This is a genomic window from Limnohabitans rimovensis (SeqCode) (assembly GCF_965234775.1).
GTDB classification, from domain to species: domain Bacteria; phylum Pseudomonadota; class Gammaproteobacteria; order Burkholderiales; family Burkholderiaceae_C; genus Limnohabitans; species Limnohabitans rimovensis.
Map to the genome: position 1 here is coordinate 23847 of NZ_OZ248571.1, position 11069 is coordinate 34915.

Here is an 11069-nt window from a genome sequence, read left to right on the forward strand (position 1 = left end):
AAGGAAGCCCAATGAAAACCATGCAAGTCGATGTGGTCAGTGCTGAAGAGCTGATTTACTCTGGCGAAGCCACCTTTGTGGCCTTGCCAGGGGAAGTGGGCGAGTTGGGCATTTATCCGCGTCACACACCATTGATCTCGCGCATCAAAGCCGGCTCGGTTCGCATTCACAAGCCCGATGGCGAACAGGAATTTGTGTTTGTCGCTGGCGGCATCTTAGAGGTGCAACCCGACTCAGTCACCGTGCTGTCAGACACAGCAGTGCGTGGCAAAGACCTGGACGAAGAGCGCGCCAATGCGGCTAAAAAAGCGGCTGAAGAAAGCCTTCGCAACGCCAAAACCGAAGTGGACATGGCTGCGGCCCAATCCGAGCTGATGATATTTGCGGCACAACTCGCTGCCTTGCGAAAGTACCGCGGTAAGAAGTGAAACTCAGCCTTCGCTTGCCCTACAACCCTGGCCGTGTGCCGGGGTTTTTTATGCGCTGGTTCAGCAAGGCACAATCGCACCATGCCCAAAGATAAATTGCGTGCCGCCGCTTTGGGCGGCAGTGCCGACGATGTGGAAATGGCCTTTTATGAGGCCATGCAAAACGGCGACATCGAGCGCTTGATGGCGTGTTGGTCCGACGAAGAGGACATTGTGTGTGTCCACCCTGGCGGTCCACGGGTGATGGGTGCTTTGGCCATTCGGGCCACCTTTGAGAGCATGTTCTCCAATGGCACCATCCAGGCCCACCCGCAACGTTTGCGCAAAGTCGAGTCGCTCACCAGTGCTGTGCACAGTGTGATTGAAACCATTCAAATACTCACGCCCGATGGTCCGCGCGAAGCCTATGTCACCGCCACCAATGTGTATCACCGCACCGCACAAGGGTGGCGCATGGTGGTACACCACGCCAGTCCAGGCACCGAAGGTGAGGCCCCAGAAATCGGAGAGGCGCCGCAGGTGTTGCATTGAAATGGGCCTACCGCGCACCCTTTTGGGCGCACGGGGGGCATGTGCAAACCATCGCCTCGGCGCTGTGGTCACACACTGGACCCCCCATCCCTTGGCAGCGTGAACGCTGGGACTGCCCAGATGGCGACTTCATCGATGTGGACTTTTGGCCCGGGCACACCGGGCAAGCTTGCTGGGTGATGTACCACGGCTTGGAGGGCTCCTCGCGCAGCCATTACATCCGTTCTTGCGCACATGCAGCGCACGCGGCAGGTTGGCATGTGGCGGTGCCGCATTTCAGGGGTTGCAGCGGTGAGCTCAACCGAATGCCACGCGCATACCACTCTGGCGACCATGCTGAAATCGATTGGATATTGCGTCGTTTGCGGCTAAGGCATGAACGACTTCATGTCTCGGGTGTTTCCTTGGGCGGCAACGCTTTGTTGCGTTGGGCGCAGGAAGCAGGACACCAAGCCGGTGAACTGGTGCGCTCACTGGCGGCCATTTGCGCACCCATTGATTTGGCCGCCAGTGGTCATGCGATGGGGCGGGGCGTGAATCGCTGGACCTATACGCCCATGTTCTTGCGCACCATGAAGCATCGAGCGGGGCAAATGTGGCAACGTCACCCGGGTTTGTTCGACTTGGGCAAGATGCAACGCGCGCGAACTTTGTACGACTTTGACAATGTGTTTACCGCGCCATTGCATGGCTTTGCCAACACTGAGGATTATTGGCAGCGGGCATCTGCCAAGCCAGGGATGCGCACCATCACCTGCCCCAGCCTGATCATCCACGCCCGCAATGACCCATTCGTGCCTGCCCACAGCTGGCCGCAGGCCGATCAGGTCAGCCCATCGGTGGTGCTGTGTCAAACTGACACTGGCGGGCATGTGGGTTTTCTGCAGGGATCGCCACCTGGACGCTTGCAAGATTTGCCAGAATATTTGATGCAGTGGTGGAGGCTCAATCCCTGATGGATGACATCGTCAAACAAGCCATGGCCAAATGGCCGAATGTGCCCGCTTGCCATGGTTGGTTGGGTTTGGATGCTCGCGGCCATTGGTATATGCGTGATGAAAGAGCGCAGGCGGGCGGTGCATTTGCCGTAAGCAAGGGCTCACAACTGAAGCACGATAAGCTGATCGACTTCATTGGCCGCAACTACATGGCTAATGGACATGGCTGCTGGTACTTTCAAAATGGACCACAGCAGGTCTTCGTCGAATTGGAGGCCACGCCATGGGTGTGGCGCATCGATCCGGATGGCACGGTGCGCACCCACACGGGCTTGCCAACCGTGGTACAGGAATGCTGGGTGGATGAAAACGGTAAGGTCTATTTGGCATGCCCAGTGGGCTTTGGCTTGTTGCAAAGCCAAGATGTGGCCTGGGCCGCCCAAGCCATCGAGCAAGGGCTTTGGAACGTGCAAGCATGCCAAAGCGCAGAATTACCGGCTCAATTTGGCTATGTCAAAAGCCCGCAAAGCTGGTCATTGAACTCACCAGATTGATGCTTGGGGGATGTTGGTTCAAGAACACTGAACGTAGGCCTTGTGGGCCCAGAAAAAAAGGCCCCAAGGGGGGCCTTTTTCAATGAGCGAACCAGCGAATTATTTGGCCGATTCGGGCTTTTTCGGTTCGGCAAATTTGGCGCCAGCAGAGTTTGCCAAATAAACAACGGCACGCCCGATTTCCAAATCTTCAAAATCGCCACCGCCTTGCGCACCCATCGCACCCTTGCCTTTAAGGGCCGAGTTGAGCAGACTTTCGTAGCCTGTTTTGATGCGCGCACCCCAAGCGCCAGCATCTGCAAATTTGGGTGCACCAGCCGCTCCCACCGCATGGCAGGCCGTGCATTGGGCTTTGTAGACTTCTTCACCGGATTTGAGCTCACGGCTGGCATCTCGAACCTCAACGCTGCCAACCTTTTGCAACCGAGCGGCCACCGCTTCGGGCGAGTTGTTGGCACCCGCTGCAGGCTTGTTTTGGGTGCTGACGTAATAGACCAGACCGATGATGATGAACACAGGTGCAATGAATGAAATGGCCACCGTCACCAGCAATTGAGTGGGTGTTTTAATGGGGCCGGTGTGGTCTTCTTCGTGCTTATCGCTCATGGGGCGTGTCCTGTGCTGAGGCGCTGAAATCAATCCAGAATTATACATTTGCCCTCGACGCGGGCTGACAGCGGGCTTGCATGAGACTTGGTCGGCGTCTGCGTCTGCGGCTTAGTGCACTCGCCATGCGCCGAGCGCACCTACAATGTCTGCTCACGCAATGCGGCTGTAGCTCAGTGGATAGAGTATTGGCCTCCGAAGCCAAGGGTCGTGGGTTCGATCCCCGCCAGCCGCACCAATTGCCCATCTGCCTCACCTTGCAGGCGATGCGAGGCCAAAGGCTCAATCCATCTCCCGATTCGGGTCGTCATTCTGCATTTCCAAGGCCAGGGGATACAGCAGGTTGCGGGCTTGTCCGGTGATGTCAGCGGTCAAGCGCACAGCGGTTTTGACCGGCACTTGGGCCAACAACAAACCCAGCACCCGGCGCGCTTGGGCCATTTCATCGGTGTGTTGTGGCGCATGGTGCACCACCAATGTGAATTCGCCGCGCAAGCGCTGCGGGCTGTGGGCCAACCAACCGGGCAATTGATGGGCTGGCAGGGTGGCGACCTCTTCAAACTGCTTGGTCAGCTCCCGACCCACGGTGACAGGTCGCTCACCCAGGGTGGACAAATCGCTGGCCAAGGTGTTCATGCGGTGGGGTGATTCGAGCAGCACTTGGGCCCGTGGTTCATTCGCCAAGGCTTGCAAAGCGCTGGCCCTTTCAGACCCTTTGGAGGGCAAAAAGCCCCAAAAAACGAAACCGGCGACTTGTGCCTTGGTGCTGCCGCAGGCACTCAGCAAAGTGGTGATGCTGCTGGCACCAGGGATGGGCATCACCCGCAGCCCTTGGGCAGCTACGGCGTGCGCCAAGCGGGCGCCTGGGTCGCTGATGCCGGGGGTGCCGGCATCGCTCACATAGGCCACCCGCTGGCCCTGGCGCAACAAGGCCAGCACTTGATCGCTGGCTTGGGCCTCGTTGTGTTGATGCACTGCCAGCCACTGGTGGGCTGCTTTGTCGATGCCATAGGCGCGCAACAGGCTTTGGCTGTGGCGCGTGTCCTCACAGGCAATCGTGTCGGCCAGTGTCAAAACGTGCAAAGCGCGCAAACTGATATCTGCCAAGTTGCCAATGGGGGTGCCCACCATGTACAAAGTGGCTTGCGGGTGGTCTTGCATGGCAGCGGCGGCATGCGCAGCGGCCAGTGCAGGTTCAAAAGAAGCACTCATGGGGGAGGCACTCAATGGGCAATCTCGATCCAAAGCGGGTCAGCACCAAACAGCAAGGTGATGCCGCGGAAGCGCGGGCATTGGCACACTTGCAAGACCAAGGCTTGCGTTTGATGACGCGCAATTATCGAACCCCAGGGCGCGGTGGCGGTGAAATCGACCTGGTCATGCGCGACCGGGATGGAACCCTGGTGTTTGTCGAAGTGCGCCAGCGCAGCCGCAGCGACCATGGGGGTGCGGCGGCCAGCATCGGTTTTGCCAAGCGGCGGCGAATTGTGTGGGCCGCGCGGCATTACTTGTCGCGTTTGGCCGTTGAGCCACCGTGTCGTTTTGACGTGATCGTGGTCGAGCCAGAGGGCCTGGCGTGGATTCAAGCGGCATTTGATGCGATGTAACAACACGGAGGCCACCAGAAGTTATGATCACCCCATGTTAGAGCAACGCATCGAACAGCATTTCATCGACAGCGCCGACCTCAAGTACCAGGCGGCGCAAATCTTGAGCAAACCCATTGCCGCCGCTGTGCAGGCCATCTTGGCCAGTGTCACCAATGGTGGCAAAGTGCTGGCTTGTGGCAATGGCGGCTCGGCCGGTGACGCACAACACTTTGCGGCAGAGTTTGTGGGGCGTTTTGAGCGCGAACGGCCTGAATTGGCAGCCATCTCGCTGGTGACCGACAGCTCCATCCTGACGGCCATTGCCAACGACTATCACTTCAACCAAATTTTTGCCAAACAAGTGCGGGCGCTGGGCCAGTCGGGGGATGTGCTGTTGGCCATCTCCACCAGTGGCAACTCGGCGAATGTGATTGCCGCCATCGAGTCGGCCCATGAACGCGAAATGACCGTCATTGCTTTGACCGGCAAAGGTGGCGGAAAGATGGGCACCATGTTGCGCGAAACCGATGTGCACATTTGTGTGCCGCACGAGCGCACTGCCCGCATCCAAGAGGTGCATTTGTTGGCCATTCACTGCATGTGTGATGGCGTTGATTCTCAACTTCTCGGTGACCAGGAAACCCCATGACATCATCCCTTCGTTTCCATCTTTCTCGCTTGGCCGGCTTGTCCGTGCTGACACTGCTATTGAGTGGCTGTGTGGCACCCTTGATGGTGGGTGGCTTTGTGGGCGGCACCATGGTGGCCTCAGACCGGCGCACGGCGGGCGCGCAACTCGAAGATCAAGGCATTGAGCTGCGTGCCGGCACACGGATTCGCGAGCAAATTGGCTCTGGCGTTCACATCAATGTCACCAGCTACAACCGCCAAGTGCTGCTCACGGGCGAAGTCTCCAAAGCCCAAGAAAAGCAATTGGCCGAGCAAATCCTCAATCGGGTGGAAAACGTTCGCAGCGTGGTCAACGAATTGGCGGTGGCACCCAATTCCAGTCTGTCAGAGCGCAGCAATGACGCCTTGATTTCTGGCAAGGTCAAGGCCTCGATGATCGACAGCCGAGACGTTTTTGCCAGTGCATTCAAGGTGGTGACCGAGCGTGGCACGGTTTATTTGATGGGGCGCGTCACCCAGCGTGAAGCCACCCGTGCGGTGGAGATCGCACGCGGCGTGAGTGGTGTGCAAAAAATCATTCGGGTGTTTGAGATCATCACCGAAGAAGAGCTGAAAACGCTTCAGCCCGACCCTGCGCCCGCAACACCCGCCGGCAAGTCCTGACCTCAGCGATCAAGGCACGGAGCGTTGTAACCGTTGCATTGAGCACAGGCAAAACCACTCCCAGGGCCATTGCAGGCCCCAGGTGTGATCACTTCAAACGCTTGATCAAGCTGGACGTGTCCCAGCGCGAACCGCCCAGGCCCTGCACATCGCCATAAAACTGGTCGACCAAGGCGGTCACGGGCACGCGGGCACCATTGCGCTTGGCTTCGTCCATCACCAGTCCGAGGTCTTTGCGCATCCAATCCACGGCAAAACCAAAGTCAAATTTGTCGGCCACCATGGTTTTGCCACGGTTGTCCATCTGCCAACTCTGGGCAGCGCCTTTGCCAATCACGTCCAGCACCAGGTTCACATCCAGCCCCGCACGTTGGCCAAAGGCGATGCCCTCCGACAGGCCTTGCACCAAACCGGCAATGCAAATTTGGTTGACCATCTTGGTCAATTGCCCCGCACCGCTGGCGCCCATCCAAGTGAAGGCGCGTGAAAACGCCATGGCCACCGGCTTGGCACGCTCAAAAGCCGCTTCATCGCCGCCGCACATCACGGTGAGCAATCCGTTTTGCGCGCCCCCTTGACCACCCGAGACCGGCGCATCCACAAAAGCCACGCCTTGCTTCTGCGCCAGGGCACACAACTCGCGCGCCACCATGGCCGATGCGGTGGTGTGGTCAATCAGCACCGTGCCGGCCTTCATGCCGGCCAAGGCGCCGTCTGGACCCAAAATGACAGAGCGCAAATCGTCGTCATTGCCGACACAGCAAAACACCAAATCGGCCCCTTGCGCGGCTTCGCGTGGGGTGGGTGCATGCAGGGGCTTTTGGGCAGCAAACTCTTGGCAAAACGCTTGCGACTTGGCCGCGTTGCGGTTGTAAACGGTCACGCGGTGACCAGCCAAGGCCAAATGGCCGGCCATGGGAAAACCCATCACGCCCAAGCCAATGAAGGCCACAGACATGGGGGGAGTGGTGTCGTAGGTTTTGGGGTTCAGGCTGCTCATGGGGGTGTCAAGGTTGTGTTGAAAAAACCGAATGATAGTGCCCCGCTCAAGCGGCGCACGCCATCGCGCCACCCAGAGCCTCAGTCCCCCGTGTTGCGCGTCAGGCCATGTCTTTGAGCTTCGTGTGCATCGATCACACCAGCTGCAGCCAAACGTTGCACATCTTGCGCCATGCATTGCATGCCCCAGCGGGCACCGGTTTGCATGGCGTGGGCGATTTGATTGATTTTTTGGTCGCGAATCATTTGTCCCACAGCGGGTGTGACGCGCAATATCTCAAAGGCCGCTACCCGTCCGGGTTGCTGAGCGCGGCGCAGCAACACCTGGGAGGCAATGCCCAGCAGGCTGGTGCTGAGTTGGCTTTGGACCCAGCCTTTTTCTGCCGGCTCAAACACATCCACCATGCGGGTGATGCTGCTGGCCGCACTGTTGGTGTGCAAGGTCGCCAGCACCAGGTGTCCCGTCTCGGCCGCGGTCAAGGCCAAGCGGATGCTTTCGGTGTCGCGCAACTCCCCCACCAAAATCACATCGGGGTCTTCGCGCAAAGCAGCGCGCAAGCCCACGGCAAAACTGGCCGTGTCGCGCCCCACCTCGCGTTGCGTCACCAAACCCTGGCCAGATCCATGAACAAACTCAATCGGGTCTTCCAGCGTGATGATGTGGCGGGCCTGGTGTTGGTGAATGTGCTGCACTATCGCCGCCAAGGTGCTCGACTTACCCGAGCCAGTTGGGCCCGTCACCAACACCAGCCCATGGGATTGGCTCGCCCAATGGGCCAAAGCGGTTGGGCATTGCAAGCCCTCCAAGGTCGGCACTTTAGTTGGGATGGGTCGGAGCACCACTCCCATCCCTTGGTCATGCCAAAACAGGTTGCAGCGAAAACGCCCTAAGCTCGGCAACACCAGGGCAGCGTCAAAATCCAGCGGGGCTTGCAAAGTGGGCGGCCTGCATGTGGGCGGCAAGGCTTGTAGCCAAGCCAATAAGTCTTCACGGGCCAAGATTTGTGGGGTCAGGGTGTGCAAGTCGCCATCCACGCGCATCATCGGCGGGGCACCTGATCGCAAGTGAATGTCCGAAGCGCGCTGCGCCATGGCTTGGCCAATCCATGTGTCGATGGTCATGCGTCCCCTCCCTGATCGTTATAGTTCCATTATGAACAGCCTCTCCTCCTCGTGGCAACGTGTGCATGACCGCATTGGTGCGGCCTGCCAGGCCAGTGGCCGCAGCCCGGGCAGCGTGCAACTCTTGGCCGTGTCCAAAACCTTCCCCGCCGATGCCGTCGCTGCTGTGGCCGCCTTGGGGCAGCGCGACTTTGGCGAAAACTATGTGCAAGAGGGCGTTGACAAAATCGTCGCGCTCAAAAGCGTGGCCGGTTTGGTGTGGCATTGCATCGGCCCCTTGCAAAGCAACAAAACCCGTTTGGTCGCCGAGCACTTTGACTGGGTGCACAGCGTGGACCGCCTGAAAATCGCCCAGCGCTTGAGCGAGCAACGCCCCGCACACCTGCCGCCATTGCAAGTGTGTTTGCAAGTCAACATCGATGGCGGCCCCACCAAAGCCGGTGTGGCACCTGCTGATGCATTGGCTTTGGCACAAGCGGTGGCGACATTACCTCGTTTGGTGCTGCGCGGCGTGATGACCATCCCCGATGCAGTGGAGGGCTTTGACGCGCAACTGGCGGTGCACACCCAAGCCAAGCACTTGTTCGATGAATTGCAAACCGCCTTGTGCTTGCCGCACTTTGACACCTTGTCCATGGGCATGAGCGCTGACTTGGAGGCCGCGATTCAAGCGGGCAGCACCCTGGTGCGCGTGGGGACTGCGGTGTTTGGGGCGAGGTAAAGGTGCCAGCATCGCCTCACGCAATGTCATAGGTAGCCTACTGATTGTCATTGCGAGCGAAGCGAAGCAATCCCCACAGTCGAAATATGTATTTTTAATACTCACTAATTGAATTAAATTGGTATATTGGTTTTCTTTTTGAAGGAGAAACCATGTCCACCTTTGACAACGCCCAACGCTTTTTTCATGCTTGCGAAACCCCTTTGGGCTGGGAGGGCTGCAAAGCCTATGTCGCCGAAGGCGCGAGCTTTGTGGCCCAAAGCGAGCCTTTGATCGAGGTCAAGACGGTGCAGGCTTACTGCGAGTGGATCAAAGGCTTTGGCACCGTCACCGCAGCCGGTGCCCACTATGAACTGCACGCCCAGGGCTACGACGAGGCCAAGCGCCAAGCGGTGTTTTTTGCGACCTACCATGCCACCCATGTGGGCGAAGGCGGCCCCGTGCCGCCCACCCACAAAACCACGCACTCCCACTATGTCTATATCTTGACCATGGACGCCAACGATCAGGTCGCACACATGGTCAAGGTGTGGAACGCCAGTTGGGCCATGCGTGAGTTGGGTTGGATAAGTTCTTAGAGATGGAATTGTCATTGCGAGGCCTGAATGGCTTAAGCAATCTTTACTGTCACTTTGCTTCGTCGCTACGCTCCTGGCAATGACGGCTCCTCGCAATGACAATACGAGTCATTGCGAGCGCAGCGAAGCAATCTAAAACCTCGGCAAATCCGGGTGGCTGATTTGCCCACCCCTCACCAACATCTTGCCGTACTCGGCGCAGCGTTGCAGGGTGGGAATCACCTTACCAGGGTTGAGCAAGCCTTGCGGGTCGAAGGCGCGTTTGACGCCAAACATTTGCTCGTTTTCAGCGGCTGAAAACTGCACGCACATGGAGTTGAGTTTTTCCACGCCCACGCCGTGCTCGCCGGTCACCGTGCCGCCCATGGCGACGCTGGTCTCCAAAATGTCTGCGCCAAAGAGTTCGCAGCGGTGCAATTGGTCAGGGTCGTTGGCATCAAACAAAATCAGCGGATGCAAGTTGCCATCCCCTGCATGGAACACATTCGCGCAGCGCAAGCCGTACTTTTTTTCCATCTCGGCAATCGCCAACAAAATGTCTGCCAAGCGTTTGCGCGGAATGGTCGAGTCCATGCACATGTAGTCGGGGCTGATGCGGCCGCTGGCGGGAAACGCGTTCTTGCGGCCACTCCAAAACCTCAGGCGCTCGGCCTCGTCGCGGCTCACCGCAATGGCGGTCGCGCCACAGCGTTGCAGCACCGCGCTCATGCGGCCAATTTCTTCTTCCACCTCTTCGGGCGTGCCGTCGCTCTCGCACAGCAATATCGCCTCGGCGCTCAGGTCGTAGCCGGCGTGAACAAAGTCTTCCACCGCAGCGGTCATGGGCTTGTCCATCATCTCCAAGCCTGCAGGGATGATGCCCGCCGCGATGACGGCAGCCACCGCGTCACCGGCTTTGCGCAAATCGTCAAAGCTCGCCATGATGCAGCGTGCCAACTGTGGTTTGGGCGTGAGCTTGACCGTCACCTCGGTGGTGATGGCCAACATGCCCTCCGAGCCCACCACCAACGGCAGCAGGTCCAAGCCTGGCGCGTCCAAAGCGTCGCCACCAAACTCGATGGGCTCGCCATCCATGGTGAAGCCCTTGACCTTCAACACGTTGTGCAGGGTCAGGCCGTATTTCAAGCAATGCACGCCGCCCGAGTTTTCCGCCACATTGCCACCAATGGTGCAAGCGATTTGACTCGATGGATCAGGCGCGTAGTACAGGCCCAAAGGTGCGGCGGCCTCGCTGATGGCCAAGTTGCGCACACCGCACTGCACCACGGCGGTTCGGCTGTGCACATCCATTTTCAAAATCTTGTTGAACTTGGCCAGCGACAAGGTGACGCCTTGCGCATGGGGCATGGCCCCGCCCGACAAACCGGTGCCCGCCCCGCGCGCCACCACCGGCACGCCCAAGCGCTGGCAAGTGCGCAACACGGCTTGCACTTGCGCTTCGGTTTCGGGCAGCACCACGCACATGGGGCGTTGACGGTAAGCGGTCAGCCCATCGCATTCATAAGGCGTGGTGTTTTCGCTGGAGGACAGCACCGCGTGGGCGGGCAGCACGGTACGCAAGGCCGACAACACCTCTGCCGGGGCAACCGCAGTGGCGGCCAGGGGTGTTTCTAAGGGTGGGGTTGCAACAGCGTTCATGATTAGGCTTGGTTTCAACAGGCCCCCAATGTAGGCCCAAATGGGGGTTTGTCGTGTGAAAAAAATGCAAAG

14 protein-coding genes and 1 tRNA gene are annotated in these 11069 nt (G+C 58.8%); 10 read left to right on the plus strand and 5 right to left on the minus strand.

Translation table 11 applies throughout. The features are described from left to right. Positions 1 to 11 precede the first annotated feature (11 nt). The 4 genes from AC8GFZ_RS15925 to AC8GFZ_RS15940 all read left to right on the plus strand — a co-directional run bounded on the left by AC8GFZ_RS15925 (position 12) and on the right by AC8GFZ_RS15940 (position 2451). Positions 12 to 428 carry a F0F1 ATP synthase subunit epsilon gene (locus AC8GFZ_RS15925; protein WP_506645907.1) on the plus strand — a complete coding sequence of 139 codons (417 nt, stop codon included), beginning with the start codon at positions 12 to 14 and terminating at the stop codon, positions 426 to 428. An 81-nt stretch (positions 429 to 509) separates the two neighbouring features. Further along, positions 510 to 959, plus strand: a complete 450-nt coding sequence (locus tag AC8GFZ_RS15930) for a YybH family protein (protein ID WP_506645908.1) — start codon at positions 510 to 512, stop codon at positions 957 to 959. Continuing rightward, positions 956 to 1915: a YheT family hydrolase gene (locus AC8GFZ_RS15935; RefSeq protein ID WP_506645909.1), complete on the plus strand. Its 960-nt coding sequence runs from the start codon at positions 956 to 958 to the stop codon at positions 1913 to 1915. Before AC8GFZ_RS15930 ends, AC8GFZ_RS15935 begins: the two co-directional genes overlap by 4 nt. Further along, positions 1915 to 2451 (plus strand): DUF2946 family protein, encoded by a 537-nt coding sequence (locus AC8GFZ_RS15940; protein ID WP_506645910.1) that lies wholly within the window; start codon positions 1915 to 1917, stop codon positions 2449 to 2451. The genes AC8GFZ_RS15935 and AC8GFZ_RS15940 overlap by 1 nt, the downstream gene beginning before the upstream one ends. A 99-nt stretch (positions 2452 to 2550) precedes the next feature. On the opposite strand, the gene AC8GFZ_RS15945 is transcribed toward AC8GFZ_RS15940, so the two are convergent. Further along, the gene (locus AC8GFZ_RS15945) at positions 2551 to 3057 is read right to left on the minus strand and encodes a c-type cytochrome (RefSeq protein WP_506645911.1); all 507 of its coding nucleotides are present in this window, start codon (positions 3055 to 3057) and stop codon (positions 2551 to 2553) included. Between the two features lie 162 nt (positions 3058 to 3219). Here AC8GFZ_RS15945 and AC8GFZ_RS15950 point away from each other — a divergent pair. Next, positions 3220 to 3295: transfer RNA gene (locus tag AC8GFZ_RS15950), tRNA-Arg, on the plus strand. 44 nt (positions 3296 to 3339) lie between these two features. Here the strand turns inward: AC8GFZ_RS15950 and rsmI are convergent. Continuing rightward, a complete protein-coding gene (gene rsmI / locus AC8GFZ_RS15955) occupies positions 3340 to 4269 on the minus strand; it encodes a 16S rRNA (cytidine(1402)-2'-O)-methyltransferase (protein ID WP_506645912.1) in 930 nt (309 codons plus the stop codon). A 14-nt stretch (positions 4270 to 4283) separates the two neighbouring features. On the opposite strand from rsmI, the gene AC8GFZ_RS15960 reads away from it, so the two are divergent. The 3 genes from AC8GFZ_RS15960 to AC8GFZ_RS15970 are packed head-to-tail and all read left to right on the plus strand — an operon-like array spanning position 4284 to position 5939. Next, positions 4284 to 4664, plus strand: a complete 381-nt coding sequence (locus AC8GFZ_RS15960) for a YraN family protein (protein WP_506645913.1) — start codon at positions 4284 to 4286, stop codon at positions 4662 to 4664. Positions 4665 to 4698: 34 nt separating this feature from the next. Further along, positions 4699 to 5295, plus strand: coding sequence for a phosphoheptose isomerase (locus tag AC8GFZ_RS15965; protein ID WP_506645914.1), 597 nt, complete (start codon positions 4699 to 4701; stop codon positions 5293 to 5295). Beyond that, the gene (locus tag AC8GFZ_RS15970; RefSeq protein WP_506645915.1) at positions 5292 to 5939 is read left to right on the plus strand and encodes a BON domain-containing protein; all 648 of its coding nucleotides are present in this window, start codon (positions 5292 to 5294) and stop codon (positions 5937 to 5939) included. The genes AC8GFZ_RS15965 and AC8GFZ_RS15970 overlap by 4 nt, the downstream gene beginning before the upstream one ends. Positions 5940 to 6027: 88 nt before the next feature. On the opposite strand, the gene AC8GFZ_RS15975 is transcribed toward AC8GFZ_RS15970, so the two are convergent. Both AC8GFZ_RS15975 and AC8GFZ_RS15980 read right to left on the minus strand, forming a co-directional pair. Beyond that, positions 6028 to 6939: an NAD(P)-dependent oxidoreductase gene (locus AC8GFZ_RS15975; RefSeq protein ID WP_506645916.1), complete on the minus strand. Its 912-nt coding sequence runs from the start codon at positions 6937 to 6939 to the stop codon at positions 6028 to 6030. 80 nt (positions 6940 to 7019) lie between these two features. Further along, positions 7020 to 8060, minus strand: coding sequence for a type IV pilus twitching motility protein PilT (locus AC8GFZ_RS15980; RefSeq protein WP_506645917.1), 1041 nt, complete (start codon positions 8058 to 8060; stop codon positions 7020 to 7022). 31 nt (positions 8061 to 8091) lie between these two features. Here AC8GFZ_RS15980 and AC8GFZ_RS15985 point away from each other — a divergent pair, with 31 nt between their 5' ends. Then, positions 8092 to 8781 carry a YggS family pyridoxal phosphate-dependent enzyme gene (locus AC8GFZ_RS15985; protein WP_506645918.1) on the plus strand — a complete coding sequence of 230 codons (690 nt, stop codon included), beginning with the start codon at positions 8092 to 8094 and terminating at the stop codon, positions 8779 to 8781. Positions 8782 to 8933: 152 nt separating this feature from the next. Then, positions 8934 to 9359 carry a hypothetical protein gene (locus AC8GFZ_RS15990; RefSeq protein WP_506645919.1) on the plus strand — a complete coding sequence of 142 codons (426 nt, stop codon included), beginning with the start codon at positions 8934 to 8936 and terminating at the stop codon, positions 9357 to 9359. A 132-nt stretch (positions 9360 to 9491) separates the two neighbouring features. On the opposite strand, the gene AC8GFZ_RS15995 is transcribed toward AC8GFZ_RS15990, so the two are convergent. Then, positions 9492 to 10997: an FAD-linked oxidase C-terminal domain-containing protein gene (locus tag AC8GFZ_RS15995; protein ID WP_506645920.1), complete on the minus strand. Its 1506-nt coding sequence runs from the start codon at positions 10995 to 10997 to the stop codon at positions 9492 to 9494. Between the last annotated feature and the right edge of the window lie 72 nt (positions 10998 to 11069).

What these genes read in the sequence shown, in the direction of transcription:
- AC8GFZ_RS15980 (WP_506645917.1), bottom strand. Translation starts at nt 8,060, where the DNA reads ATGACCATCGACACATGGATTGGCCAAGCCATGGCGCAGCGCGCTTCG.
- AC8GFZ_RS15990 (WP_506645919.1), top strand. Translation starts at nt 8,934, where the DNA reads ATGTCCACCTTTGACAACGCCCAACGCTTTTTTCATGCTTGCGAAACC.
- AC8GFZ_RS15975 (WP_506645916.1), bottom strand. Translation starts at nt 6,939, where the DNA reads ATGAGCAGCCTGAACCCCAAAACCTACGACACCACTCCCCCCATGTCT.
- AC8GFZ_RS15925 (WP_506645907.1), top strand. Translation starts at nt 12, where the DNA reads ATGAAAACCATGCAAGTCGATGTGGTCAGTGCTGAAGAGCTGATTTAC.
- rsmI (WP_506645912.1), bottom strand. Translation starts at nt 4,269, where the DNA reads ATGAGTGCTTCTTTTGAACCTGCACTGGCCGCTGCGCATGCCGCCGCT.
- AC8GFZ_RS15960 (WP_506645913.1), top strand. Translation starts at nt 4,284, where the DNA reads ATGGGCAATCTCGATCCAAAGCGGGTCAGCACCAAACAGCAAGGTGAT.
- AC8GFZ_RS15940 (WP_506645910.1), top strand. Translation starts at nt 1,915, where the DNA reads ATGGATGACATCGTCAAACAAGCCATGGCCAAATGGCCGAATGTGCCC.
- AC8GFZ_RS15945 (WP_506645911.1), bottom strand. Translation starts at nt 3,057, where the DNA reads ATGAGCGATAAGCACGAAGAAGACCACACCGGCCCCATTAAAACACCC.
- AC8GFZ_RS15985 (WP_506645918.1), top strand. Translation starts at nt 8,092, where the DNA reads ATGAACAGCCTCTCCTCCTCGTGGCAACGTGTGCATGACCGCATTGGT.
- AC8GFZ_RS15970 (WP_506645915.1), top strand. Translation starts at nt 5,292, where the DNA reads ATGACATCATCCCTTCGTTTCCATCTTTCTCGCTTGGCCGGCTTGTCC.
- AC8GFZ_RS15965 (WP_506645914.1), top strand. Translation starts at nt 4,699, where the DNA reads ATGTTAGAGCAACGCATCGAACAGCATTTCATCGACAGCGCCGACCTC.
- AC8GFZ_RS15930 (WP_506645908.1), top strand. Translation starts at nt 510, where the DNA reads ATGCCCAAAGATAAATTGCGTGCCGCCGCTTTGGGCGGCAGTGCCGAC.
- AC8GFZ_RS15995 (WP_506645920.1), bottom strand. Translation starts at nt 10,997, where the DNA reads ATGAACGCTGTTGCAACCCCACCCTTAGAAACACCCCTGGCCGCCACT.